Here is a 25,852-nt window from a genome sequence, read left to right on the forward strand (position 1 = left end):
TTTTACCCCAGAAACCCCAGCAGCACCCGGTAAAACTGCGCCGGCACCTCCAGATGCGGGATGTGCCCCACGTTGGGCAGTTCCACTAATTTGGCGCCTTGGATTTGGGCGGCGGTGCGGCGGCCCAGCGCCGGGTACTGGCCCATTTGGGCCAGTGTTTTCGGGTCTTTTATCAGGGCCTTGCCCACCACGGTGCGGTCGGCTTGGCCGATGATGAGCAGCGTGGGCACCGTGATGCGGTTGAACTCGTAGCTCACGGGCTGCTGGTAAATCATGTCGTAAGTGAGGGCGTTGGCGCGGGCCACTTGGGCGAAGTCGGGGCTGCGGGTTTGGGCGGCCAGGGGCAGCAGCCATTGGTCGTGGGCGGCCGGGTAGCCGTTGGGGTAGTAGGTGGCGTGGTACTTGCGAATGCTGGCCTCGGTGCTTTTCAGCTCGGTGGCTTCGGCCTGCGCCACGGGCTGGAAGGGCACGCCCACGCGGTAGTCTTCCAGGCCAATGGGGTTTTCGAGCACCAGCTTTTCGGTGGTTTCCGGGTACATCAGCGCGAAGCGCGTAGCTAGCATGCCGCCCATGCTGTGGCCCACGATGACGGCCTTTGTCACGCCCAGCGTGTCGAGCAGCTGCCGGGTGTTGCGCGCCAGCTGGTGAAAGGAGTAATGGATATCAGCCTTGTCCGACTTGCCAAAGCCAATCTGGTCGGGCACGACCACCCGGAAGCCGGCCGCCGCCAGCGTTTTGATGGTTTCGCGCCAGTAGGCCCCGAAGAAGTTTTTGCCGTGCAACAGCACCGCGGTGCGGCCGTTGGCTTTGGCCGTGGGCGGCACGTCCATGTAGGCCATGCGCAGGGTCTGGCCTTCAATCTTCAGCGGCAGCACTTTCACCGGGAACGGGTACTCGTAGCCATCCAGTGTGGCGTTGAGCGGGGCCGTTTGGGCCGGGGCAGCCGTGCCAGCCAGCAGCAGGGGTAGCAGGAGAAACAGCAGGAAACGGGGCATTATGGGTTTATATTGAGTATTACCGCTTGCGCAGAAATCAGGGTACCTGCTCAAGCATTTGCTTTAAAACCGCGTTGCGGGCGAGCAAAAACCGAGTCAGGTAACGGGTCAGAAACAAGCGGTCGAACCACCGACCAACGATGCCCGCCGGACTGCTAAACTCGAACACGTCGCGCATGATGGTGCCGCCCGGCACCGCGTCAAAGTAGTGGTCGTGGCACAGGGTTTTAAACGCCCCCCGCACCAACTCGTCCCGAAAATGCCGAGGCCGCGTGGCGGCCGTGATGCGCACCGTCAGCCGCTGCCGCACTCCCAAATGCCGGGCTTCCCAGGTCACCACGTCACCCAGCGCCAACTGGCCGCTGGCGGGGCCATCCAGCACCCGCTCCCCAGTTTGCTGCGTCGAATGGAGGTGAGCCTGCACGTTGAGGGCCAACGCATAGCACGCGGCTGGCGATGCTTGGATAAACGTTTCCAACTCGATGCGCGCCATCGAATAATGCCTTAAGCCGGCAGCCCCGCCAGCACCTTTTTCGCGTTGCTCACGTGGTCCGTTGCCCCGCTCAGCGAGTTGAAAATGTATTGAACAATCCCTTCTTTATCAATCACAAACGTGACGCGGCCCGGCAGCAGTCCCAATAGTGCGCGGGGCACTTCGTAGAGCTTGCGCACCTTGCCCTCGGTATCGGCCAGCAGTTCGAAGGGCAGGCGGTGCTTCTGAGTGAATTTCTGGTGGGAGGCCGCGCTGTCGGAGCTGATGCCCACCACTTCGGCGCCGAGGTCTTTGAAATCTTCGTACTGGTCGCGGAACGAGCAGGCTTCGGCCGTGCAGCCGGGGGTGTCATCTTTGGGGTAGAAATAAAGCACCACGTGGCGCCCGCGCTGCTCGGCGAGGCGGAAGGTGGCACCGGACGTGGTGGTCAGGGTGAAATCGGGGGCGGGCTGGCCTACTTGTAGCATACGGTTGAGGTTAATTGAAAGGCGCGGCGCGGGAGCGGCACGATGCGGCTTTACGGCGGCGGCGGCATCTTTGTGATTCATATAGCGCCGGCCACTCCTTTTTGTTTGGCTAAAGTGTTATTCCGACCTCCGCATTTCATGCTTCAGCCCCGCATCAGCGTCATCATTCCGGCCCACAACGAAGCCGGCGCCATTGCCTTGGTACTGGGCGAAATCCCGGCCGGACTGGCGCAGGAAATCATCGTGGTCGACAATAACTCGACCGACGACACCGGCGCCATTGCCCGGGCCTGCGGGGCCACCGTGCTGCGCGAGCCCCGCCCCGGCTACGGCTACGCCTGCCTGGCCGGCATGGCCCACGCCTTCGGCCGCCCGCAATCCGACTGGCCCGACATCGTCGTATTTCTCGACGGCGACCATTCCGATTACCCCGAACAAATGCCCGAACTACTGGCCCCGCTCCTGCGCGGGGAGGCCGACCTCGTGATTGGCTCGCGGGCCCTGGGCGAACGCGAAAAAGGCGCCCTGCTGCCCCAGCAGCGCTTCGGCAACTGGCTGGCGGCGCGCCTGCTCAACCTGCGCTACAAGGGCAACGTCACCGACCTGGGCCCCTTTCGGGCCATCCTCGCCCCTGCCCTGCAGCGCATTGGTATGGAAGACAAAACCTACGGCTGGACGGTGGAAATGCAGGTGAAGGCCTTCCGCGAAGGCTTGCGCGTGGCCGAGGTGCCCGTGCGCTACCGCCGCCGCATTGGCACCAGCAAGGTATCGGGCACGGTGCGCGGCACGCTGGGGGCAGGCTATAAGATTCTGTGGACCATCTTTCGGTATTGGTAATGCAATTTAAAAGCGCCTGTCATCCTGAGCGCAGCGAAGGACCTTATCACATTCAGACCAATCGTTCGGGCGTGATAAGGTCCTTCGCTGCGCTCAGGATGACAGACATATTTATGCTACCTCTCTATACCGTTCCTTTTTGCTGATGCCGGTTCTGCCCATTTTGCTGGTGGCGGTTTACGGCCTGTGCCTGCTCTTTATTCTGGGGTTTAGCCTGGGCCAGTGGCAGCTCACGCGGCTGGCGCGGCGTGCTTATGCGGCCCCCCCGGCCCCGCTCCCACCGATGCCCACCGCGTGGCCGCGCGTCACGGTGCAGTTGCCGCTTTATAATGAGCAAAATGTGGTGGAGCGCGTCATCGACGCCACCGCCGCCCTCGACTATCCGCCTGAGCTGCTGCACATTCAGGTGCTCGACGACTCGACCGACGCCACCATTGGCCTCGCGGCCGCCCGCGTGGCCCACCACACCGCCCAAGGCCTGCGCATCAGCCACGTGCGCCGCGCCAGCCGCGAGGGCTACAAAGCCGGCGCCCTGCGCCACGGCCTGGAGGAAACCGACGGAGAATACGTGGCCATTTTCGACGCCGACTTCGTGCCCGAAGCTGATTTTCTGCGGCGCACCATTCCGTATTTCCTGCAGGATGAGCGAATTGGCGTGGTCCAAACCCGCTGGGGCCACCTCAATGAGAACGAGTCGCTACTCACGCGCCTGCAGGCTTTTGGGCTCGATGCCCACTTTCTCATCGAGCAAGTGGGCCGCACCTTCGCGGGCTTTTTCATCAATTTCAACGGCACCGGCGGCGTGTGGCGGCGCGCCTGCATCGACGACGCCGGCGGCTGGCACACCGATACCCTCACCGAAGACCTCGACCTGAGCTACCGGGCGCAGCTGCGTGGCTGGCGCTTCATCTACCGCGCCGGCATCGTGGCCCCCGCCGAACTGCCAGCGGTGATGGACGCCCTCAAGTCGCAGCAGTTCCGCTGGACCAAGGGCGCGGCCGAAACCGCCCACAAGCACCTCGGCCCCGTGTGGCGCTCGCAGCAGCCGCTGGCCGTGAAGCTGCAGGCCACCTTCCACCTGCTCAACAGCAGCGTGTACATCGTCATCATGCTCATGGCCTTGCTGAGCGTACCGCTGGTGTTTGTGCGGGCCCAATACAGCGAGTACAAGGTGGTTTTTCAGCTGGCGTCGGTGTTTCTGGTGGGGTTCACGCCGCTCATTTACTACTATTATTCGGCCTGGCGGCTGGCCCACCCCGACAAGCCGCTGTGGCGCTACCCGGGCTTTTTCCTGCTGTTTCTGTCGGTTTCAATGGGCTTGGCGCTGCATAATGCCCGGGCCGTGATTCTGGGCTGGCTGGGCCGTCGCACGCCCTTCGTGCGCACGCCCAAGGCCGGCACCGCGCCCGTGGCTCGGCGCCGGCGCTACCGCACGGGCGGCGTGGGCCCACTGGTGGCGTTGGAGGGACTGCTGGCAGCCTATTTCGCATTCGGTTGGGGCACGGGCATTTATTTCGATGACTTCGGACTGCTGCCCTTCCATACTTTGCTCACGGTGGGGTTCGCGGCCATTTTCTACTACTCGGTGCGCCATGCCCGCTAAGCTTCCTTCGCTTTCGCAATGCGCGGCTTTGCTGCTGTCGGGCGCGGCCTATGCGGCCCTGGCCTACGCCACGCCGCGGGTGCAGTTTGGGCAGCTGTTGGGGCTGTTTGCGGTGGCGGGGCTGGCGTATTGGTGGCTGCTGCGCACGCGCCTGCCGCTGCGTTGGGGGCTGGGCGCGGCGCTGGTGTTCCGGCTGCTGTGGCTGCCCGCCACGCCGGCCCTGTCCGACGACCTTTACCGCTTCCGCTGGGACGGCCTGCTGGTGGCCAACGGCGTCAACCCCTTCCGCTTCCGGCCCGATGAGCTCATTGCTGACGGCGCCCGCGCCGCCGTACCTAACGAAGCCGCCCGCGCCGCCGTGCTGCCCGAGCTGCAGCAGCTCTACCGGCAGCTCAACTCACCGCACTACTACTCGGTATATCCGCCGGTTTGTCAGTTCGTGTTCGGCGCCGCCGCCCGGCTGTTTCCTACTTCCGATGCGGGCTTTGCCGCCTGTTTGCGCGTAGTCATCCTGGCTGCCGAGGCGGGCACGGCCTGGCTGTTACTAACATTACTGCCCGCGCTGGGCTGGCCGGGGCGCCGGGCGTTGGGCTATCTGCTGCACCCGCTGGTCATCGTGGAACTCACCGGCAACCTGCATTTTGAAGGGCTGGTGTTCGGCTTCATTCTGTTGGCGCTATGGCTGCTGAGCCGGCAGAAGTGGACGGCCTCGGCGGGGGCGCTGGGGCTGGGCGTGGCCACCAAGCTGCTGCCGCTGCTGGTTCTGCCGCTGCTGGTGCGGCGGCTGGGCTGGCGGCGCTTCGCCGCGTACGCGGCGCTGTGCGTGGGCACAGTGGCGCTGCTGTTCGGCCCGTTCTTATCGGTTGATTTATTTGTCAATATCGCCCGCAGCCTCAAGCTTTACTTCCGCAGCTTCGAATTCAATGCCAGTATCTACTACCTGTTGCGGCCCATCGGAATCTGGCTCACTACTTACAACCAGATTGCCATCATCGGGCCCAGCCTGGCTGTGCTAAGCGGGCTGGCGGGCTTAGCGCTGGCCTGGCGGGAGCGACGCTCGGAGCTCGCCTCACTCCTGCCTACGCTGCTGCTCATGCTCACGGCGTACTACGCGGCGGCCACCACCGTGCACCCTTGGTACCTCACGCTGCTGGTGGGTTTGAGCACGCTCACGCGCTTCCGCTTTGCCCGGGTGTGGGGCGGGCTGGCCATCCTTTCCTACGCCGCCTATCAAACCTCCGCCTACACCGAAAACCTGTGGCTGGTGGCGCTGGAATACGCCGGCACCTACGCCGTGCTGGCCTGGGAGCTGCGCGCTACTTCGGCCAGTAAGCGTACCGACGCTGCGCTTTAAGCTGCAGCGTACGGCCATCCCATGTGGTCTGGCTCAACAAAATGTTGGGGTATTCCTTCGCAAACAGGTACGTATTCTCCTTGTCCGGCGCCAGCTTCACGGCCACGCGCCACGCAGCGGGGCTGGAGGCCGTGGCAGGGGTCTCGGTGGTGGTCAGGTGGGCCTGGTAATACACGGGCGGCTTGGCCCGATTGGTCTGCTGCAAGTCGAGTACCGTCAGGTCGAAGGCCGGTTTTTGGTCGAATTTCAGGCTGCGCAGAGTGTAAGGCAAGGCATCTTCCAGAAACAAGTCGCGACGCAGGTCGCGGCTATTGCTGCCCTCGCCGTCCCAGTACGAGTGGTACCACATTTCGAAATTCACACCGTCGTCGATGATGGACTTGAATGTGTTGCCGCACCATTCCTGCGAGGAGGTGGTCATCTTATAGAGCGCCACGGGCTGGTCGCGCCGGAAAAACAGCGACGTGAGGTAATGGTACGGGTACTGGTCGGCCTGAATGGAGCAGAACTGGTTGATTTTCATCACCGGAAACAAGTCAGCGCGCTTGTAGTCGTCGGTTTTGACGTTGAATTCCTGGTTGAATTCCTCCTTCACCGTAATCATCGTGTACTCAAACGCGCGCTTCTTCTTGTAAATCACGCGCTCAGCGTCGTAGGTGGCCACTTCGGCCAGGCCGTCTTCCCATAGCTTGTTCATTGCCCAGCCTTGCTCGAAGTAGGGCAGCACCGCCTGCAGGGCCTGGGCCGAGGCCGGGGTCCGGCCCGGTTCCTTCTCCTTCGATGGGGCATCGCAGCCCAGTAGCGACGCGCTGACAGCCAGTAGCAGCAAGGTGGTTCGAAGGGGGGGACGAAGCATGTCGGGTGGTTGCATTGGCCGCAAATGTATCGGCACGGCGCTATTTAAATGGCTCAATGCCGGGCGGCAGACAAATGCATACGCTAAAAAAGCGCCTCACAGTTTGGTTGATGCTACAAAGCGGCACCGGGCGCCTACTTATATGCTTTACGGCCGCGCTTCAGCCACGGGCCCCACAAGGCCGAATACGGGTGCACGTTCTGGGTGGGGCCGGCGGCATTCTCCACCGGGTAGCCCTCATTCACCCACTCAAACAAGCCGCCGTAGAGGTTGCGCACGTGCTCAAAACCCAGCGCGCGGAGCCGGTCGCCCAGCCGCTCGCTGCGGTAGCCCACCGAGCAGTAAACCACCACCGGCCGGCTGCGGTCGACGCCTGCAAACTCGGCCGTGGGCACCGAGTCGTAGGGTACTAGTTGGGCCCCGCGCAGGTGGCTTACCGCGTACTCGTCCGGGGTGCGGGCATCGAGCAGCAGCGGGGCCGTGAGCAGGTTGATTTCCTGCGCCAGCGTGGCCGGGGCCACCGTGGGCACCGTGTGCTTATAAAGCAACCGGAGCATCCGGTCATAAGCCGTGGAGGAGCCGGCCGCGCGCTTGGCATCGTCGGGGCCACAGCTGCTGAGGCCGAATAGCCCCAGACACAGGCAGGAGCAGGCAATAAGGGGGAAATACATACCGAATGGCGGCGGGACCGGAACCAGTCCCGCCCGCCGGCTTACATGGACAGTTCTTTGGCTTTGTTCATCATCATGGTGGCGTGCACCAGCGTGGCCCCGCCCTTGATAGCCGCGCCTACGTGTACGGCTTCCATCATTTCGGCTTCATCCACACCTTTTTGCAGCGCATCCGAGGTATAGGCGTCGATGCAGTACGGGCACTGCACTACGTGGGCCACGGCGAGGGCAATCAGGGATTTTTCGCGCTCCGTGAGGGCGCCTTCCTTGAAAACCTCACCGTAATAGTCGAAGAACTTCTTGCCCATTTCGGGCTGCCAGTCGCTGATTTTACCAAATTTGGCCAGGTCGGCGGGGTTGTAGTAGGAGCTCATGGGGTTGGGGAGTTGGGATGAAGTTGTTATAAACAGTTAGAAAATAACGTCATGCTGAGCGCAGTCGAAGCATCTTTACCGCCAAAGTAATTCAATCGAATGAGTTTACGGTTGCGGTAGAGATGCTTCGACTACGCTCAGCATGATGTTCTACACCGTTCAATTAAAAAAGCTACGCTACCGCCGCCGCACATGGATGCGCACCCGTTCACCATCCTCGGTAGTAGTGGGCTGCACGTCGATGCGATCGGCCTCGTCGTAATAAGTTGCCAGGCCGCGCACGATGCCCACGGCCAGCCCGCCCATGCGGCGCGGCGACACGTAGTCGATATACAGCTCATTGGGGCTCAGGCGCGTAACTTCTAGTACGGGCGGTGAGTTTTCGGTGTGCTCCTTGCGTACCTGCTTGTGCATGGTAAGTTCGGTATGCTCCAGCATGTCCAGCGTTTTCCACTCGGGCTTGAGCAACTTCTGGTACATGTACATGAGGTCGGGCACGAGGTACTCGCCGAATTTTTCGTGCAGCTCACCGGCCGGAATGCCGGTCATCTCGGCGGCTTGGCCCACTAGGGCGTAGATGTGCTCGTCGGGGTACACGGTTTTATGGTCAAACTCGACGTGCTCCAGGCCCGACAGTTCCATGAGCTTCACCCAGGTGCTGTGGTCGTATTGGGTTTGCACGTAGCGTTTTAGCAACGTGAGGATGGTTCCGTGCATAAAACCGGGAAGATGAAAAGGGCTAACAAACAATTACCGCCCATCGGCCGGGCGGGCCAACGGGCGGTAACGGTCCAGGGCAGTTACGCGCGGGCGGCGGCAGGCAAGCTACCAACTTCCCGCGCACATTGTTTCTCTAAATATTGCCAACCACCGTCATGGTGCTCAGCGTGGGGTTCACGCTGCCGCCTTCGGGCTCCACGGTCATGGCGAAGGTCTGGGCGCTGGCAATGTCTTTCATCAGCTGCAAACCCTGGCCGGTGGCCGTGCTGGCCGTGAGCACGCCAGCATCTACCGGCTTGCCTTTGTCGAGGGCCCACAGCTGGTATTGCTTGCCGGCCGGTAGGGCAGGCAGGCTGCGCACGTCCACGAATACTTTGTGGGTGGCGGCGTTGAACAGCACGCGGGCGTGGGCCGTGGGGGCGGTTTTGGTGCCGGCCAGCGCCACGGCTTTGAACTCGTCGCTGCGCAGCACCTGGTTTTCCTGGCGCAAGTCGCCCAATTGCCGCTCCACTACCTGCGAGGTGGTGGCAAAGCGCGACTTCTCACTTTGCAAGGCCACTACCTCGGAGCTGGCATCTTTCCAGCGCGAATAGAGCAATGCATTCACACCCAGGCTCAGCAGTAAGGCCACCGAAGCCGCCATGGCCCACAGGGAGCGCGAAGCCGCCGGGGCTTCGGCTGCCGGCGTGAAGGGGCGCACGGTAGCCTCACCAGCGGTGGGCTGCACCGGCGCGGAAGTAGCGCGGGGCGCTTGCACTACCGCATCCACGTCGGCGCGCAGCGTAGGATTCGGGGTAGCGTTAGCGGCGGGGGCCGCAATCTGGGCCATTACGTTGCCGAGCACCCGCTCGCGCAGGCCGGCCGGGGGCGCGATGGCATGGGCTTCGGCGTAGAAACCAAGGGCCTGCTGCACTTGCGCCAATTCCTCGCCAACCTCCGGGTGCCGGGCGGCGGCGGCTTCCACGGCAGCCTGCTCGGCCGGCGAAAGCTCTCCGAGAGCGTACTGCTCCAGAATGCCCGATTCTATGTATGCTTGGATGTTTTCCACGATGGTATTAGCGAATAAGTTTGCTGAGGACTTTGATGGCGGTGCGGGCCCGGGTTTTCACCGTTCCCAAGGGAATGTTGAGTTCCTCCGCCACCTCACTTTGGGTGAATCCTTCGAAATAGAGCAGGTCGATAATCTGCCGTTGTTCGGGCACGAGTTTTTGAGTAATTTCCTGGAGACCAATGTGCTCAGGGCGGAAGGTCGTGGGCGCGGCCTGGCGCTGCGCGGTCAGACTGTCGTCCAGTCCCTGAGTGCGGCTACCTACGCGGTGCTGCCGGGAGCGGATTTTATCGATGCTCAGATTTCGGCAAATATTCAGCACCCAGGTAAAGAGGCGGCCCTTGCTGGCATCGTAGCTAGCAAAGGCGTGCCAGATTTTGACCAGCGCCTCCTGCAACACGTCTTCGGCTTCGTCTTCGGCCTTCACAATGCGGAAGATGACGCCATAGAGGGCCGCCGAATATCGGTCGTAGAAGAGCGTCATGGCCGATTCGTCGCGCGCCTGCAAGCGTCGGACGAGGTCCGCCTCGGCGGCGGGTGGGAGGGAGATTAAAGATGTATCCGACACGGGAGTGACTGAAAGTGAAAAATGAGGCCAGAGCGGGCATCATGCAAAGCGCACGAAAATACGGCGGTGCCCGCAATTGCCTGCTACCCTATACGCCGCCGCCGTATATGTAACCGAACAACCTGGCGCGGGGTTGAGTAAGGTTTAGATAAAGAACGTCATGCAGAGCGTAGCGAAGCATCTTTACCGTAGCGAGTAATCAGATTTACTATTGTAGTAAAGGTGCTTCGCTACGCTCTGCATGACGTCCCGCTACACCCATCCTTTCCATCTCTCACCTCCCCATCCCCCTACCTCCCACCACCATGCCCATCGAGTCTTTCAACCCCCACACCGGGCGCGTGCTGCGCCGCTTCAAGGCCTTTAGCTGGGCCAAAACCGAACGCATCCTCGGCCAGGCGCACCGCGCGGCGGCCGACTGGCGGGCCACCTCCTTTGCCCACCGCGCGGGCATCCTGCGCCGGGCGGCCGCGCTGCTGCGCGAGCGGCAGGACGAGCTGGCCCGCCTCATGGCCCTGGAGATGGGCAAGCCCATCACCGATGGCCGCGCCGAAGCCGTGAAATGCGCCACCTGCTGCGACTTCTACGCCGAGCGGGCCGAAGACTTCCTGGCCGATGAGCTGATTGAAACCGACGCCGGCCGCAGCTTCATCAGCTACCAGCCGCTGGGGGTGGTGCTGGCCATCATGCCCTGGAATTTTCCGCTCTGGCAGGTGGTGCGCTTCGCCGCGCCGGCGCTGATGGCCGGCAACGTGGGCCTGCTCAAGCACGCCTCCAACGTGCCACAGTGCGCGCTGGCGCTGGAACAGATTTTTCACGACGCGGGCCTACCGCCGGCTTGCTTCCGCACGCTGCTCATTGGCACCGAGCAGGTGGAAAAGCTGCTGGCCGACGACCGGGTGCGCGCCGCCACCCTCACCGGCAGCGAGGGCGCGGGCGCCACGGTGGGCGCGCTGGCCGGTCAGCACATCAAAAAAATGGTGCTGGAGTTGGGCGGGTCCGACCCGTTCATCGTGCTGGCCGATGCCGACGTGGCCTTGGCCGCCAAAACCGCTGCCCAGAGCCGCATGATAAACAGCGGCCAGAGCTGCATTGCCGCCAAGCGCTTCATCGTGGAAAAACCCGTGCTCAAGGATTTCCTCAACCAGCTGAAAACCCACCTCCTCGCCTTCCGCCCCGGCGACCCGCTCGACCCGGCCACCCAATACGGCCCGCTGGCCCGCCCCGACCTGGCCGACGAGCTGACCAAACAGGTAGAAGATTCGGTGGCCCAGGGCGCCCGGGTGGAGCTGCACGGCGGCCAGGCCAAGCCCGGCACCGCCCTGTTTCGCCCCATGATTTTATCGAACGTGAAACCCGGCCAGCGCGCCTACGCCGAGGAGTTTTTCGGCCCCGTGGCTTTGGTGCTCGAAGCCAAAAACGCTGATGATGCCGTGCGCCTGGCCAACGACTCGCGCTTCGGCCTGGGCGCGGCCGTGTGGACGGGTGATGCTAAAAAAGGCGAGGAAATGGCCCGTCAGATTGAAAGCGGCGCCGTGTTTGTAAATGGGCTGGTGAAGTCGATGCCCGAGCTGCCATTTGGCGGGGTGAAGAAATCGGGCTACGGCCGGGAGCTTTCGTACTTGGGCATCCGGGAGTTTGTGAACCAGAAGTCGATTTGGATTGGCAAGGAAGCGGCAACAGCAGCGAGGAAGAAAGTAGAATAAATGGCCCGTCGTTTGGCTCTGACGCGTGAGGAAATTCCTTCTGGATTTGCCGGGCGGGCTTTTCGGTAGCAGGCTCCGAAGCCGGTTTCCTGTGCCTGCTCTACTTCAGTATCTATCGGAACTTCTTGAAAATGGGGAGGCTAGGAGGTTAAGCACGGCAGCGCCTGCACGCTACCTTTGGGCGGATGAACCGCTACTGGCTATTCTGCTTTTTATGCTGGCTGACGATACCCGTAATGGCTCAAAGGGGCCGCGCAAAGCAGGTTCCGGTTGATAAAGGCCGCGTTTTGCAGGATTCCATGCACGCCCTGCACCGGTATGCGCAGTTCGGCCGCGCGCCGGACGTGGAGCGGCTGGCCACGCAGCTGCTGGCGCAATACCCCGCCGCCTACGATGCCGTCTTTCAATATCCCCCGACCTGGCCATCGCACTTTGCCACTGGCGTCCGTACGGCCTACCAACCAATGGTGTACGCCTACCGGGCCGAAGCACGGCGGCAGCGCGGCAATTTTGCCGGGGCCGAAGCCGACCTGACCCAAACCATCGCCCTCGCGGCCAGCGCCTACCCGTATTACGAAGGCCACCTGAGCTACAGAGCCCCCGCCCAGGCGCTGCTGAAACAAGCCCACTACGAGCGGGCCACGCTTCGCCGCGCCTGGCTCAACAACCCGGCCGGGGCCTGCGCCGACCTGGCCGCCGGGTACGAGCTGGACTCCGCCCCTGCATCGGCCCTGGACTGGCACGGCTGCCCGGTGCCCGCAACCCACGCACCGCGCACCCGCGACGAGATGGAGCAGGCCCAGCGCGACCTCACCGATTCGCTGGCCAGCGGGCAGCGCCTGCTGGCCGAGGGCCGCTTGGCGCGGGCCGAAACGTTGCTGAATCAGCTGGAAGCGGGCCACGTAGGCCGCTTCGCCTGGGTGCAGCCGCGCTACCAGAACCCCGTTCAGGCCCTCAACACCGCGTACCTGCGCAGCGAGCTGGCCCGGCAGAGCGGGCAGTACGCCGAGGCCCGCGCCCTGCTCGAAAGCCTGGTGGCCCTGCCCCTGCCGCAGCCCCTGCACTACTACGCGCTGGGCACCCTCAAAATAGACCATTTCCAGGACCGCGACGGCGGCTGCGCCGACCTGCGCTGGGCCTACGCGCACAACCCCGACACCCTCGGCTGGCGCCCCGACTGGCGCGGCTGCGCATTGCCCCGCAGGCCGGTGACGCCGGCCGACGTACTTACCTACCGCGCCGCCTACGCCGACTCGCTGAAGCAAGCCGATATTTATTTGACAGGCAAGCAGTTTCTGCGGGCTGAACGCCTGCTCACGCGGCTGCTTACTATCCGGGCCGCTGCTCGTTTTGTGGCCCCGGCGGCGCCCCTGAATCGGCCTACGACCAATGCGGCGCTCACGCGGGCCGACCAGATAACGACCCGCGACTACCGCTCCCGCGCCTACGAGGGCCTCGCCGATTATGCCCGCGCCGCGGCCGACCTCGATACCCTTATCGACAACGTTTTTTACGCCGGCGGGTCGGGGCGCTACCACTGCCGGCGCGGCGTGCTCCGCGCCGACTACCTGCACGACCGGGAGGGGGCTTGCGCCGATTTCGCTCGCTGCTACGAGACGCGCCGCTACGCCGATTTTCAGGCCCCGCCGGGCCGGCCCCAATGGCGCAACTGTTCTTTGCCCGGGCGCACCCCGTTCGCCTGGCTCGCCAACGCGCTGCCCGAAGACGGCACCCTGCGGCTGGGTTATTTCAGCCAGGGCGCCACCAAAGGCCTGGACGTGGGCTACTACCGCTACGCCACCGGAAACGGGTATTCCCAGCACGGCCCTTCGGTGGGGCTGGAAATGGGCGCCGGGCCGCGCCATTATGTGCTGGCACCCAAGCTAAGCTATGAGGCCACGGCGGCCTTTTGCGGCGCTCGGCTGGACGTGGCGTATTACACGGTCAATTTTCGAACCAGCGGCCTGCGCCTCACGCCCCAGGCGGGCCTGTCGCTGTGGGGCTTCCTCAACCTGTTCTACGGCTATTCCATCCCCCTCACGGGCAGCGAGTTGCCGGAATTGGGCCAGCACCGCATCGGCTTCCATTTGAATTTTACGGACAACGGGCCGAGCTTCAAAATCGGCGGCTGAACCGGGCCACCCACCCGGCTCTGCACCCTATAAACCCTAGCGCTTGTTGCTGACAGCGACCCGTTTGGGTTGCTTAGCCGCAATCAGTTGCAGCGCGAAACGTAGCTGGGTATCCCGGTTGGCCAGAAAATCGGCGGCTGACTGGGACACTTCATAATCCGGGAGCACGCCGCGGCCGAAGGGCTGCGATGCGCGAACAGGCACAGCCTGCGCCAAATCAACCCGAAAAAAGCTGACCTGGATGCCGGTGTTCGGCAGTGTGTAGTCGAGGCTGCCGTGCCCGGTGTGGCCGTAGTAGCCGCCCATCGTTTCCTCCCCAATGACCACGGCCGACGTGTTGCCGCGCACCATAGCCGCAAACATCGACCCCGCCGAGGCTACGCGGGGACTGATGAGCAGGTAGAGCTGCCCGCGAAAGCGGGCAGGCTTGGGCTGAAACCAAGGATTGCCGTGCGCATTCTCGTGTGGCAGGCCGTCGGCGCCCTTGGTGAAATCAGTGCGCAACTCCTCGGCGATGTCGGCCACGATACCCCCTCGCTCCGCTGTATCGCGCGCTACGGTGAGGTAGCGGCGGCCGGGTACCTGCCAGAAACGCATCGTGGCGCGCTGGTTTTCCCGGAAAGGCGCCCGCGCCAGGTAGGAGAAAGCCAGCATGTCGTTGTCGTCATCGCCTCCGCCGTTGCCTCGCACATCGACGAGCAGATGGGTGATGGCGGGGGAACGACGCAGGAGCTGAAAGCAGGAATCCAGAAACTGTGCGTACCGCCGATGCCCGCACGAATTATCTTCGCCGATATCAAATGTATTGAGCGTCAGCACGGCCTTGGCTTGGGTTGGCAGCAGCCGGAACGTGTATTTGGCGGGCATTCCTTCGAAAAAGGAACGGTCGCAGGGCCGGGAATGACGGTCCGCGAAAGCCCGCTCGTAGGCCGCGTAAGTGACGGCGGGCAGCGTTTGCTGGCGGATGGCCCGCGCGCCGGGTGCATAGTAGCGCACCACGAAACCCGCGCGGGGGCCGTACTCCAGGCGGAAGTACTCCGGGAAAGATTCGGCCAATCCGACGGCCTTGCCCGTGGTGTTCAGCCCGTCCGTGGTGTAGTATTTGCCCAGGGCGCGCACCAGCTGCCGGGCCGGCACGCCGTCGATGCTGCTGATGGTGGCGCCCAGGGGCAGCGGGGCGTGGCCCGTGTTCAGCACAAGCTGGCCCGCCACCAGCTTCAGCGGGTACGGAAAGAAGGACTTCTCTGCTTCCAGGGCTTTCCTGACCGAGTCGGGCAGGGCGGTATCGTTGTGCAGGCTGCCTTCGAAGTCGGTGATGCCCACCACGAGGCGGTAGGCGTCGAGCACGGTCATGCGGCTGGTGACGCGGGCGCAGGCGTCGGCAAACGTGCTGTCCATCTGCGCCTTCGAGCGGTATTTATAGATGCCGGGATGCGCAGCCTCCTTCAGCCGCTGGAACAAGGCTAGGTCGGCCAGGACCTGCCGGGCCGGAATGACGCGACGCAGGATGGGGCTGGTGGGCGGCACTGTGGCCGTTGGGTGGCAGGCACTTACTGCAACGGCCACTGCAGCAACCAACAGCCCCCGGCGCCTTGAAAACAAAGTCATGCGTCGAAAGAAGTGGCTTAAATATACCCCATCACCTTATACGTCAGCCAACCGGTCATTTCGTGCACCAGCAGGCTCAGGTTTTCCAGAGCACCCGGGCTGGGCACCGCCCAATAGCCGGGCGACCAGCTTCGGTCGGTGCTGCGAAAGTCGGCCGGGAAGGCGATGGGTTGCAGGCCCACTTTGCGGAAGCAGCCCAGTGCCCGCCGCTCGTGAAAGGCCGAGGTGACGAGGATGAGCGTATCGGTGCCGGGGTAGCGGGTCAGCAGGCGCTTGGTGTAGAGAGCGTTTTCGCGGGTGTTGCGGCTGCTGTCTTCCAGGATGATGGCCGAGTTGGGCACGCCGGCCAGGCGCAGCAGCGTGGCCAGGTCGGAGGCTTCGCTGTGGGCTTTTTGCGTTATCGCCCCCGAGCCGCCCGATACAATGATGCGGCGCACCCGCCGGGCCCGGTACAGCCATAGGGCGTTGGTAAGCCGGTCGGCGCCGGAGCCGAGGTAGGCCCGGTCGTGCGGCGATTTATCGACCTGGGTGATGCCGGTGAGCAGCACGGCGGCATCGGCGTGGGCGGGCAGGGCGGCCAGCGGCACGGCCGGCAGTTCCCAGGCCAGCAGGGCCTCGTTGGTGAGGGCGGGGTTGGTGGCCAGCAGCGTAAGAGCCGCCGCCGCTACCAGCCACTGCCGCTGCCGGCGCGGCTGCCGGGCCAGCAGCGCTGCCAGCAGCAAGGCCAGCAGCCAAACCGTAGGCAACAAAACGAGGTCGAGGACCTTGGAGAGGATAAAAAACATGCCCAAAGGTAGGCTGCCTGAGCGGCAGCCGGCCTTTGGGCAGCAGCGCGAACTTTGCAGGTCGCGTGACAGAACGATACCTGAACGGCGCAGGTACGCGAACTACAAAGTTCGCGCTACCATTATTCGGTGTGCGGCATGAAGGCGCGGAGGCGGTCGAGCTGGGCGCGCACTTCGGCTTCGGTGGTCAGGTTGTCGCACTCCAGCATGCGCCCCTGGCAATAGCTCACGAAAAAGGGCGCTACTTTCTGCTGCATTAGTTTCTTGGCCACCGGGTTCTGGTCCGAATCGAGGCGCACGAACAGGATGGATTCGTTGCCGGGATCATCGACGAATTTGGCGAAAGGCGGGGCCAGCGCCTGGCAGATGGCGCAATTTTCGGAGGTGAACTTGGCAAACACCTTCATGTGCTCGTGGGTGAGGCGGCGCAGGTGCTCGTCGTCGGTATCGACCACATGTTTGCGTTCTTCTTCGGTCATAAGAAAACGGTCGTAAATGGATGCATTAAACTCAATTCCTACGGAGGAGGTTTCCCCTGGCCTACTTGCGCAGCATCAGCTCGCGAATATATTTCACCGGTGCGCTGCCGTAGCTAAGGAAGTTTTCGTTGAAGGCTTTCAAGTCGAAGTCCTTACCCTCTTTCTTTTTCAACTCTTCGCGCAGAGCGTAAATCTCGGTATAGCCCGTGAAGTAGCTGCTGAGCTGCACCTGGCTCAGGGTGGCGCGCAGCCATTTGCCGCGGGCCTCCGCTTCTTCCTGAAAGCCTTCGCGGCGCAGCAGGCTCACCACCTCGGCTTCGCTCATGTTGTCGACCTGAATGGCGTGGTCGATGACGGCGTTCAGCGTCGAGCGCATGTTCCATTTGTCCCACAGCAGCCACATTTCGTCGGAATTATTGCTGTAGCCGTTTTCCAGCATCATGCGCTCGGCGTACACGGCCCAGCCCTCCACCATGGCGCCGTTGCCGAAGATGCTTTTCACCAGCGAGGGCGAACGGTTGGCGTATACGAGCTGCGTGTAGTGGCCCGGAATGGCTTCGTGGATGTTGAGAATCTGCAGGGTGTAGTCGTTGTATTCGCGCAGGTAGCTTTCGGCCTGGGCGGGCGTCCAGTCGGCCGGAATGGGCTCCACGTTGTAGTAGGTGTTGGCGCCCTTGTCGTAGGGCCCGGGGGCCGATACGCTGGCGCCCGCGCCGCTGCCGCGCATGTAGAGCGGCGTTTCGCGCACCACCAGCTGCTTGCTGGGGTCCTGAGTGAGCAGCTTTTTCTCGTTCACAAACGCCACCAACGTCGGAATCTGGCGCTTCACGGCGTCCACGAAACCGTCGCGCGGGGCGTGCTTCAGCGTGAGCTGGTTGATGACGGCGGTGATAAGAGCCAGCGTGTCAGCCGGGGCCTTTTGGCCAGGGAAGTACTTGGGATAGAGCCGGGCGGCGCGGCGGCCCATGTCGTGCAGCAGTTCGGCCTTGTGCTTCTGGGCCTCCTGGTACAGCTCGGCGGCGGAGTAGCGCGACTGAATGTCGTAGGCGAATTTCTGCTCAAACAGCTCCTTGCCGATGCGGAACGGGCGGAACTGCTTTCCCTGCAGTACGTCGCGTTCCAAAAAATTCATGTAGCCGGCCACGGCCGTGCGGGCGGCGGCCACGCGGTCCATCATCGTCTTTTTCTCGGCGGCGCTCAGGCCCGACTTCTTCACTGAATCGGCCAAGGCAAAGCCAAACACGGCGTATCCGCCGGCGTTTTGCTTGAGGGCCAGCACGGTGTGCTCCCGGGTGGGGTTGCTGAGGTTGGACTTCGCGGCGGCATAATACTCCGTGGCGTGGCTGATTTTGTCGGAGATGTTGCGCAGGCGGCGGTCCAGCGGGTAGTGGCGGCCATTGAGCAGGTCGGCTACCGAGGCGCCCAGGTTGTAGCTGGCCGGGTTCCACTGCCAGTTTTTGAGCGTGTCGGCGTACCAGCGCTCGGCACGCAGCTCGTTGCGGAGCAGGCGCAGGTCAATCTGGTTGTTGGGCGAGAGGCTGTCGAGGCCAAAGCCGCCCAGCGCGGCCAGGTATTTCCGGGCGAAAGCGTCGTCGCTTTGGCGTTGGGCGGCGTTTGGGATGACCAGCAACGAGTCGTAGCGGTGGTAGCCCTGGCTGCTAGCATAGTCGGGGTTTTGTCGCCACAGGGCTTCAATGAACTGGGTTTTGAAGGCGTCGAAGCGGGCGTCGGCGGCGTTGGAGGTGGCTTTGGTTTTATCGGCCTGGGAGCAGCTGGCGAGCGCCAAAGCAATGATGGGCAGGTAGCGGAGTTTCATGGGCGGGAATTGAGGCTTGTCGAATTTAAAAGAACGTCATGCAGAGCGCAGCGAAGCATCTTTACCTCAATAGTAATTAATGCGACTGCAACGAAGCGGTAAAGATGCTTCGCTGCGCTCTGCATGACGTTCTCAGATATCCCAGCCCTCGCCAAACCGGCCCAGTTGCAAAGCCCCGCCGTAGGTTTGTCCCGGCGTTCGGCCTTTCCGTACACGCCTCTTTCTCCCACCCCAAAATTCCCGCATGAATCCTTCACGCATCGAACACGACTTTCTCGGCGAACGCAGCCTGCCCGACACCGCCTACTACGGTATCCAGACGCTGCGCGCCCTCGAAAACTTCGCCATCACCGGCATTCCGATTAAGAACGAGCCGCTTTTCGTGCAGGCCCTGGCCTACGTGAAAAAGGGCGCGGCGCTGGCCAATAAGGAGCTGGGTGTGCTGCCCGCCAACATCGCCGACGCCATAGCGGCCGCCTGCGACCGGGTGGCCGCCGGCGAGTTCGACAACCAGTTTCTTACTGACATGATTCAGGGCGGCGCGGGCACCTCCGTAAACATGAACGCCAACGAAGTCATTGCGAATGTCGCGTTGGAAATGATGGGCCACCAGAAGGGCGAATACCAGTACTGCCACCCCAACAACCACGTCAACTGCTCGCAAAGCACCAACGACGCCTACCCCACCGCCTTCCGCATCGCCCTCAACAACAAGCTGGTGGGCTACCGCGAAACGCTGAATGAGCTGGCCGAGGCCTTCGCCCAAAAAGGCGAGGAGTTCCGCGACATCCTCAAAATGGGCCGCACCCAGCTGCAGGACGCCGTACCGATGAGCATGGGCGACGAGTTCAAGGCCTTCGCCACCAACCTGCGCGAGGAGCTGCTGCGCATCGACGACTCGCGCCGGCTGATTGACGAAATCAACATGGGCGCCACCGCCATCGGCTCGCGCATCAACGCCCCCACCGGCTACCCTGAGCTCGTGACCGAGCACCTGCGCCGCATCACCGGCCTGAACCTGAGTCTGGCCGGCGACTTGTTCGAGGCCACCTACGATACCGGGGCCTACGTGCAGCTCTCGGGCGTGCTGAAGCGCACGGCCGTGAAGCTCAGCAAAATCTGCAATGATTTGCGCCTGCTGTCCTCCGGCCCGCGCACGGGCATCAACGAAATCAACCTGCCGCCCCTGCAGCCGGGCTCCAGCATTATGCCCGGCAAGGTAAACCCCGTGGTTCCCGAGGTGGTGAACCAGACGGCCTTCTACGTCATCGGGGCCGACCTCACGGTGACCATGGCGGCCGAAGCCGGCCAGCTGCAGCTCAACGTGATGGAGCCGGTTATCAGCTTTGCCCTCTTCACCTCGATTTCCTACATGACCAACGCCTGCCGCACACTGCGCGAAAAGTGCGTCATCGGCATCACGGCCAACAAGGAGCACGCCGAGAGCCTCGTGCGCAACAGCATCGGCATCGTCACGCAGCTCAATCCGGTTATCGGCTACGAGGCCTCGGCCGAAATCGCGAAGGAAGCGCTGAAAACCGGTAAGTCGGTCCACGACATCGCGGTGACCGAGCGCGGCCTGCTGACCCAAGAGAAGTGGGACGAGATTTTCACGTTCGAGAATTTGATTCGGCCGGTGTTTATGCGGTAGGCGTTGCTTTCAAGAACGTCATGCTGAGCGCAGTCGAAGCATCTCTACCACTGCAGTAATTGATTTTACTATTGCAGTAGAGATGCTTCGACTGCGCTCAGCATGACGTTCTTTCATTATTCATTCCCTCCTCCTTCCTCCACCCCATGCGCCCCCTGCTCCTCCTCGCCTGCCTCCTGCTCACCGCTGCCACCGCCCGCGCCGCCCGCGTCGATACCCTGAGCATTCCCAGCGCGGCCATGCACAAAACCTACCGCGCCGCCGTGGTGCTACCCGCCTCTTACGTCAAAAATAAAAAGGCCAATTATCCCGTGCTCTACCTGCTGCACGGCGCCTACGGCCACTTTTATAACTGGCTGAAAAGCCCCGCCGACAAGCAGCTCCTGCACCGTCTGGCCGATGAGAACAACCTAATTATCGTGACGCCCGAGGGCGAAACCTTTAGCTTCTACCTCGATAGCCCGGTGAAGGCCGACAGCCAGTTCGAAACCTACCTCACCAAGGAGGTCATCCCGGCCATCGACCAGGCCTATCGCACCGTGCGCGACCGCAAAGGCCGCGTGATTGCGGGCCTTTCGATGGGCGGCTTCGGGGCGATGTACCTCTCGGCCCGCCACCCCGATTTGTACGGCGCCGCCGGCAGCATGAGCGGCGCCCTGGAACTGAGCAGCGCCAACCGCAGCTTCACCCCCGACGAGCTGGCCTGGCGCACCAAAAACCTGCAGCCCATCATGGGTTCCGAAGCTGAAAATCCCGCGTTTTTCAGCGCTAATTCGGTGGTGAACATGATTGACCAGATGCACCGCAACGGCCTGCCCCTCATCTTCGATTGCGGCGTGGATGACGGCCTCATCGAAATCAACCGCGAGATGCACCGCCGGCTGGTGTACAACCACACCCCGCACGACTACACCGAGCGCCCGGGTGCTCACACGTGGGCTTATTGGCAGACGGCCCTGCCCTACCAGGTGCTGTTTTTTAAGGAGGTGCTCCGGACCAACGGGACTCTGGTGCCGCATTAAATCGGGCTTAAAACGCACCCACCGGCGCCGTGCAGCCGTTTTAGCGGAAGTATACCTCCTCAGCTCCCCGCCCGTGTCTATTCCCTCGCTATTCCCGCGCCTGCTGTTGCTGGCGCTACTCACCGGCTGCGGCCAGAAGCCCGACGGCACCCCCTACGGCGTGAACCCCAACAAACACCCCGACGGCCATTCCCTGGCTGCCGAAGACAGCAGCCGGCGCGTCAACCACGAAACGCAGCGCGGCATGCCAAAAGCCGCCGAAGCCACGGTCATCAGCAACGGCGGCACGCAGGGCCACATCGACCGCTAAAGGCCCTGGTGTACATCCCAAGTGCCCATTTCAGCCCGTCATGCTCCGCGTGACGGGCTGCTGCATTTCACTCCAGTTTTCCTCGCTTCCGCCACGGCTTTCCTATCCGTCGCCATGGTTCTCCTACTCCACGCCACGGCTTTCATCTCTACCGCCACACCTTTCCTACCTGTCGCCACGGCTTTTCTACTCTACGCTAAGGCTTTTTTACTTCGCGCCGCATCTTCTCTACCTGCCGCCACAGCTTTCCGCGCCCAAGCCACGTCATTCCGCGGTCTGGATTCTTGCTCTCGCACTCCCGCCACAACTTGCCGATGGGCCTGCCCAACAATCCCTCGCCGGGCCGGTTTCAGGACGCACCTTTCCTAAAACACCTTCCGCATGAAATATCACCTTCTCGGCCGCACCGGCCTCAAAGTTTCCGAGCTCTGCCTCGGCACCATGACGTTTGGCGCCGTCGGCGGCCGCTTTGCCGCCATCAATGGCGTGGACCAGGCCGGGGCCGATGCCCTGGTGAAGCGCGCCGTCGAAGCCGGCATCAACTTCCTCGACACGGCCAACATCTACACCGAAGGCCAGTCCGAAGAAATCACCGGCCAGGCCATTCACAACCTCGGGCTGCGGCGCGACTCGCTCATCCTCGCCACCAAGGTGCGCGGCAAGATGGGCGACGGCCCCAACGACGCCGGCCTCACCCGCCAGCACATCATGGCCCAGGTCGAAGGCAGCTTGAAGCGCCTCAAAACCGACTACATCGACCTCTACCAAACCCACTCCTACGACCCGCTCACGCCCCTGGAAGAAACCCTGCGCGCCCTCGACGACCTCGTGCGCCAGGGCAAGGTGCGCTACATCGGGGCCAGCAACGTGGCCGCCTGGCAGCTGATGAAAGCCCTCGGCATCTCGGAGCGCCAGCACCTGGAGCGCTACCAGAGCCTGCAAGCCTACTACACCATCGCCGGGCGCGACCTGGAGCGCGAGCTCGTGCCCCTGCTGCAAGACCAGCAACTCGGCCTCATGGTGTGGAGCCCCCTGGCCGGCGGCTTTCTCTCGGGCAAGTACACCCGCGAAAACCCCAACGGCGAAGGCCGCCGCAGCAACTTCGACTTCCCACCCGTGAACAAGGAACTGGCCTTCGACATCATCGACAAACTGCGCCCCATGGCCGAAGCCAAAAACACCACCGTGGCCGCCCTAGCCCTGGCCTGGCTGCTGCACCAGCCGGTGGTGAGCACCGTCATCATCGGCGCCAAAAAGATGGACCAGCTCGAAGACAACCTCAAGGCCGTAGATGTGCAGCTCACCCCCGACGAGCTCAAGCAGCTCGACGAAGTGAGCAAGCTGGCGCAAGAATATCCCGGCTGGATGCTGAGCATGACCGGCGCCGACCGCCAGGCGTAGGACTGTAGTGCAGAAGAACGTCATGCAGAGCGCAGCGAAGCATCTCGCGTGCGGTAGTAACTCAATCGTTGAAAATTAGTAGTCATATCACGCGAGATGCTTCGCTACGCTCTGCATGACGTTTCATAAAAAAGGCCCGCTGGACTATCCAGTGGGCCTTTTTTATGAAATAATTCGGATTCACCCTACCGCCGACGGCCGAAAATGCGCAGCAGGAACAGGAACAGGTTCACGAAATCGAGATACAGCGTGAGCGCGCCCATGATGGAGGCTTTGTTGCTCACTTCCTCGCCTTCGGTCACGCCCAGAAGGGCCACGGCTTTCAGTTTCTGGGTGTCGTAGGCCGTGAGGGCCACGAAGAGCAGCACGCCGATGAAGGAGGTGATGGTTTCCAGCATAGAATTGTTGAGGAAAATATTCACCACCATGGCCAGCACTAGGCCGATGAGGGCCATGCTCAGCAGCTTGCCCCAGCCCGTGAGGTCGGCTTTAGTGAAGTAGCCAAACAGGCTCATGACGCCGAACGTGGCGGCTGACACGAAGAAGGTGGAAGCAATCGACCCCGACGTATAAGCCAGAAACACGCAGCTCAGCGTGATGCCGTTGAGGATGGAGTAGCCCACGAAAGCGGCCTGCACCTTGCCCAGGCTCCAGTCGAAGAGGCGGGCCGACAGGAAACCCACTATCACTAATTCGGCGATAATCAGCCCGATGAATACGAACGGCGTACCAAATACAAACTCCATGAGCGCCGGCGAAGAGGCGGCAAACATGGCAATGCCGCCCGTCAGGCCCAGGCCGGCCGTCATCCAGCCGTATACCTGCGTGAAAAAGCTGGCCTGCACCTGCGCCGCTTCTTCGGTGGAAATGTAAACCGGTTTGGGCTCTGGGGTGAATTGGTTTTCTTCCATAAAGAAGCAGAATGAATGGTTGGGGATGAGAATGAGGCGGCTAAGCTAAGCAGAAAGCTACACTCCAAAACCAGGCCGCCAGCGCAGGCGTCCGAAGCCATATCTTCGCCCCCATGCACACCCCGGCTTACCTCTCCACCGCTGCCCTTTTTGCCCTACTGGCCTGCTCCCAGCAGTCCCCCGAAACCACCACGGCCCGGGTGCCTCAAGCCCCCGCTGCCCAGGCGCCGGCCGGCCAGCCGTTTCCCGAAACCTTCGAGTCGGGCAGCAAAGGCGCATACGAGGAAGCCGACGAGCCGCTGGCCACTGGCCTCTGGCACTTCCAGGACGCCCTCATCGGCAGCAGCCCGCAGGACCACGCCAACGGCGCCCACGCCGCCCGCCTGCGTAACCTGGGCCGCATTTCCATGCGCTTCAACGCGGCGGCGGGCGTGCGCCGCATTCGCATCTCGGCGGCCGCGTATGGTTCCGACGGGCCCAGCACCTGGGAACTGTGGCTGAGCCGCGACGGGGGCCGCACGTATTCCCGTACCGGCCAGCCGGTGGTCACGAGCGGGCCCACGCTCACGGCGCACGTCTTCGCCGGGCTGGCCAATGAGCCTCTGCGGCTGGAAATCCGCAAAACCAGCGGCCCCACCAACCGGCTCGATATTGATGACATCGTGCTCGAAACCGCCGCCGGCCCCGCCGCGGCCGTGGGCGGCGGCGTGACGGGTGGCTATTTTGAAAACCGCAACCAGCCCCAGCCGGCCACTACCAGCCCCGCTCAGCAGCCCGCCCCCACTGTCGGCACGGGCACCGGCGTGGCCCAGGACCCCAACGACGCCAACCTGGCCCTCGGCAACCCCAGCGGCGCCACTTCCGACCCCGCCAACGCCAACAACTACCTGCTGGTCCACCCCGAATTTACCATCGGCTACCATGCCGCGCGCGGCATCCCCACCTGGGTGAGCTGGCACCTCGACAAGGCTGACCTCGGCGAAGCCCCGCGCCAAAACAACTTCCGCCCCGACGCGGCCCTGCCCCGGCAGTTTTACCCGGTGACGCCCGCCAGCTACGCCCGCTCCGGCTTCGACAAAGGCCACAACTGCCCCAGCGGCGACCGCACCGCCGACCTCGACGCCAACGCCAACACCTTCCTGATGACCAACATGGTGCCCCAGGCGCCCAAAAACAACCAGCAGACCTGGGCCCACCTTGAAGAATACGGCCGCTCCCAAATCCAGCGCGGCCAGGAAATCTACGTCATCATGGGCAGCTACGGGCGCGGCGGCACCGGCGCCAACGGCTTCCTCCAAACCCTCGACCAAGGCCGCGTGACCGTGCCCGCCCGCATCTGGAAAGTCATGGTGATTTTGCCCGACGGCCTCAACGACCTGCAGCGCATTGCCACCGACCCGGCCGTGCGCGTGCTGGCCATCGACACGCCCAACGACAACAACACCGTGAACCCCGACTGGCGCCAATACCTCACGTCAGTCGATAAAATCGAAGCCGCCACCGGCCTCGACCTGCTCAGCGCCCTGCCCCGCCCCGCTCAGGCTCGCCTCCAAAAGCTAGTAGACGCCGGCCGCGCCGAATAGCTGTAGCGTGGACTCTGCGAGTCCGCGCATGCACGAGCCGAACGAAACCTAGCGGGCGCGGACTCGCAGAGTCCACGCTACAAAATGACATGCACCGCCTTTTCACTTACCTCATCGCGCTTGTCTGGCTGGCCAACGGCCTGCTTTGCAAAGTGCTGCTGCTCGTGCCGCGCCACGCCGCCATCGTGGCGCGCATCCTCGGCCCGGCGCACGCCCCGCTGCTCACGCGCCTGATTGGCCTGGGTGAAATCGGCATGGCCGTGTGGGTGCTGAGCGGCATCCGGCCCCGCTGGTGCGCATGGGCACAGATTGCGCTCATTCTGTCGATGAACACGCTGGAGGCCGTGCTGGCGCACGACCTGCTGCTGTGGGGCCGCTTCAATGCGGTGTTTGCGGTGCTGTTCTGCGCGCTTATCTACTTTCATAGCCTGCCGCCGGCCCAGCGCGCTGGTTACTAAATAC

25 protein-coding genes are annotated in these 25,852 nt (G+C 63.0%); 11 read left to right on the top strand and 14 right to left on the bottom strand.

Features of this window, described 5'->3' with window-relative positions; translation table 11 throughout:
- Window positions 1-2: 2 nt before the first annotated feature.
- The 3 genes from Q5H92_RS15160 to Q5H92_RS15170 are packed head-to-tail and all read right to left on the bottom strand — an operon-like array spanning window position 3 to window position 1,955.
- Window positions 3-995, bottom strand: coding sequence for an alpha/beta fold hydrolase (locus tag Q5H92_RS15160; protein WP_305012388.1), 993 nt, complete (start codon window positions 993-995; stop codon window positions 3-5).
- A 37-nt stretch (window positions 996-1,032) separates the two neighbouring features.
- Entirely contained in the window at window positions 1,033-1,488 is a 456-nt protein-coding gene (locus Q5H92_RS15165) for an SRPBCC family protein (protein ID WP_305012389.1), read from the bottom strand.
- 11 nt (window positions 1,489-1,499) lie between these two features.
- Window positions 1,500-1,955 (bottom strand): peroxiredoxin, encoded by a 456-nt coding sequence (locus tag Q5H92_RS15170; RefSeq protein ID WP_305012390.1) that lies wholly within the window; start codon window positions 1,953-1,955, stop codon window positions 1,500-1,502.
- 138 nt (window positions 1,956-2,093) lie between these two features.
- Here Q5H92_RS15170 and Q5H92_RS15175 point away from each other — a divergent pair, with 138 nt between their 5' ends.
- From Q5H92_RS15175 to Q5H92_RS15185, 3 genes are all read left to right on the top strand, one after another.
- Complete coding sequence (locus Q5H92_RS15175) at window positions 2,094-2,792, top strand: glycosyltransferase family 2 protein (RefSeq protein ID WP_305012391.1); 699 nt, start codon at window positions 2,094-2,096, stop codon at window positions 2,790-2,792.
- A 145-nt stretch (window positions 2,793-2,937) separates the two neighbouring features.
- Window positions 2,938-4,395 carry a cellulose synthase family protein gene (locus Q5H92_RS15180; RefSeq protein ID WP_305012392.1) on the top strand — a complete coding sequence of 486 codons (1,458 nt, stop codon included), beginning with the start codon at window positions 2,938-2,940 and terminating at the stop codon, window positions 4,393-4,395.
- Window positions 4,385-5,749, top strand: coding sequence for an MptA/MptB family glycosyltransferase (locus Q5H92_RS15185; RefSeq protein ID WP_305012393.1), 1,365 nt, complete (start codon window positions 4,385-4,387; stop codon window positions 5,747-5,749). The genes Q5H92_RS15180 and Q5H92_RS15185 overlap by 11 nt, the downstream gene beginning before the upstream one ends.
- Here Q5H92_RS15185 and Q5H92_RS15190 read toward each other — a convergent pair.
- The 6 genes from Q5H92_RS15190 to Q5H92_RS15215 all read right to left on the bottom strand — a co-directional run bounded on the left by Q5H92_RS15190 (window position 5,712) and on the right by Q5H92_RS15215 (window position 9,986).
- Entirely contained in the window at window positions 5,712-6,605 is an 894-nt protein-coding gene (locus tag Q5H92_RS15190; RefSeq protein ID WP_305012394.1) for a hypothetical protein, read from the bottom strand. The genes Q5H92_RS15185 and Q5H92_RS15190 overlap by 38 nt on opposite strands.
- 134 nt (window positions 6,606-6,739) lie before the next feature.
- On the bottom strand, window positions 6,740-7,276 hold the full coding sequence (locus Q5H92_RS15195; RefSeq protein ID WP_305012395.1) for a rhodanese-like domain-containing protein: 537 nt from the start codon (window positions 7,274-7,276) through the stop codon (window positions 6,740-6,742).
- Between the two features lie 41 nt (window positions 7,277-7,317).
- On the bottom strand, window positions 7,318-7,650 hold the full coding sequence (locus Q5H92_RS15200; RefSeq protein ID WP_305012396.1) for an arsenosugar biosynthesis-associated peroxidase-like protein: 333 nt from the start codon (window positions 7,648-7,650) through the stop codon (window positions 7,318-7,320).
- Window positions 7,651-7,827: 177 nt separating this feature from the next.
- Complete coding sequence (locus Q5H92_RS15205) at window positions 7,828-8,367, bottom strand: heme NO-binding domain-containing protein (protein ID WP_305012397.1); 540 nt, start codon at window positions 8,365-8,367, stop codon at window positions 7,828-7,830.
- Between the two features lie 136 nt (window positions 8,368-8,503).
- Window positions 8,504-9,418: an anti-sigma factor gene (locus Q5H92_RS15210; RefSeq protein WP_305012398.1), complete on the bottom strand. Its 915-nt coding sequence runs from the start codon at window positions 9,416-9,418 to the stop codon at window positions 8,504-8,506.
- A 7-nt stretch (window positions 9,419-9,425) separates the two neighbouring features.
- Complete coding sequence (locus Q5H92_RS15215) at window positions 9,426-9,986, bottom strand: RNA polymerase sigma factor (RefSeq protein ID WP_305012399.1); 561 nt, start codon at window positions 9,984-9,986, stop codon at window positions 9,426-9,428.
- A gap of 305 nt (window positions 9,987-10,291) precedes the next feature.
- Between Q5H92_RS15215 and Q5H92_RS15220 the strand changes: the two genes are divergently transcribed.
- Together Q5H92_RS15220 and Q5H92_RS15225 are read left to right on the top strand one after the other, a co-directional pair.
- The gene (locus tag Q5H92_RS15220; protein ID WP_305012400.1) at window positions 10,292-11,692 is read left to right on the top strand and encodes an NAD-dependent succinate-semialdehyde dehydrogenase; all 1,401 of its coding nucleotides are present in this window, start codon (window positions 10,292-10,294) and stop codon (window positions 11,690-11,692) included.
- Between the two features lie 299 nt (window positions 11,693-11,991).
- Entirely contained in the window at window positions 11,992-13,824 is a 1,833-nt protein-coding gene (locus tag Q5H92_RS15225) for a hypothetical protein (RefSeq protein WP_305012401.1), read from the top strand.
- Between the two features lie 36 nt (window positions 13,825-13,860).
- Here Q5H92_RS15225 and Q5H92_RS15230 read toward each other — a convergent pair whose 3' ends face one another.
- From Q5H92_RS15230 to Q5H92_RS15245, 4 genes are all read right to left on the bottom strand, one after another.
- Window positions 13,861-15,432: a S41 family peptidase gene (locus Q5H92_RS15230; protein ID WP_305012402.1), complete on the bottom strand. Its 1,572-nt coding sequence runs from the start codon at window positions 15,430-15,432 to the stop codon at window positions 13,861-13,863.
- A 17-nt stretch (window positions 15,433-15,449) separates the two neighbouring features.
- On the bottom strand, window positions 15,450-16,217 hold the full coding sequence (locus tag Q5H92_RS15235) for a YdcF family protein (protein ID WP_305012403.1): 768 nt from the start codon (window positions 16,215-16,217) through the stop codon (window positions 15,450-15,452).
- A gap of 122 nt (window positions 16,218-16,339) precedes the next feature.
- A complete protein-coding gene (locus Q5H92_RS15240; protein ID WP_305012404.1) occupies window positions 16,340-16,696 on the bottom strand; it encodes a thioredoxin family protein in 357 nt (118 codons plus the stop codon).
- Window positions 16,697-16,757: 61 nt separating this feature from the next.
- Window positions 16,758-18,512, bottom strand: a complete 1,755-nt coding sequence (locus tag Q5H92_RS15245) for a DUF885 domain-containing protein (RefSeq protein ID WP_305012405.1) — start codon at window positions 18,510-18,512, stop codon at window positions 16,758-16,760.
- Between the two features lie 244 nt (window positions 18,513-18,756).
- Here Q5H92_RS15245 and aspA point away from each other — a divergent pair, with 244 nt between their 5' ends.
- From aspA to Q5H92_RS15265, 4 genes are all read left to right on the top strand, one after another.
- Window positions 18,757-20,163, top strand: coding sequence for an aspartate ammonia-lyase (gene aspA / locus Q5H92_RS15250; RefSeq protein ID WP_305012406.1), 1,407 nt, complete (start codon window positions 18,757-18,759; stop codon window positions 20,161-20,163).
- A 146-nt stretch (window positions 20,164-20,309) separates the two neighbouring features.
- Window positions 20,310-21,185, top strand: a complete 876-nt coding sequence (locus Q5H92_RS15255; RefSeq protein WP_305012407.1) for an alpha/beta hydrolase — start codon at window positions 20,310-20,312, stop codon at window positions 21,183-21,185.
- A gap of 73 nt (window positions 21,186-21,258) precedes the next feature.
- Window positions 21,259-21,495: a hypothetical protein gene (locus tag Q5H92_RS15260; protein ID WP_305012408.1), complete on the top strand. Its 237-nt coding sequence runs from the start codon at window positions 21,259-21,261 to the stop codon at window positions 21,493-21,495.
- A 381-nt stretch (window positions 21,496-21,876) separates the two neighbouring features.
- On the top strand, window positions 21,877-22,896 hold the full coding sequence (locus Q5H92_RS15265) for an aldo/keto reductase (protein WP_305012409.1): 1,020 nt from the start codon (window positions 21,877-21,879) through the stop codon (window positions 22,894-22,896).
- Between the two features lie 185 nt (window positions 22,897-23,081).
- Here the strand turns inward: Q5H92_RS15265 and Q5H92_RS15270 are convergent, their stop codons facing one another.
- Window positions 23,082-23,807, bottom strand: a complete 726-nt coding sequence (locus Q5H92_RS15270) for a Bax inhibitor-1/YccA family protein (RefSeq protein WP_305012410.1) — start codon at window positions 23,805-23,807, stop codon at window positions 23,082-23,084.
- 113 nt (window positions 23,808-23,920) lie between these two features.
- Here Q5H92_RS15270 and Q5H92_RS15275 point away from each other — a divergent pair, with 113 nt between their 5' ends.
- Window positions 23,921-25,390: a DNA/RNA non-specific endonuclease gene (locus tag Q5H92_RS15275; protein ID WP_305012411.1), complete on the top strand. Its 1,470-nt coding sequence runs from the start codon at window positions 23,921-23,923 to the stop codon at window positions 25,388-25,390.
- Between the two features lie 89 nt (window positions 25,391-25,479).
- The gene (locus Q5H92_RS15280; RefSeq protein WP_305012412.1) at window positions 25,480-25,848 is read left to right on the top strand and encodes a DoxX-like family protein; all 369 of its coding nucleotides are present in this window, start codon (window positions 25,480-25,482) and stop codon (window positions 25,846-25,848) included.
- Window positions 25,849-25,852 lie beyond the last annotated feature (4 nt).

Origin of the sequence: Hymenobacter mellowenesis (assembly GCF_030581005.1) — a bacterium.
Lineage (GTDB): Bacteria > Bacteroidota > Bacteroidia > Cytophagales > Hymenobacteraceae > Hymenobacter > Hymenobacter mellowenesis.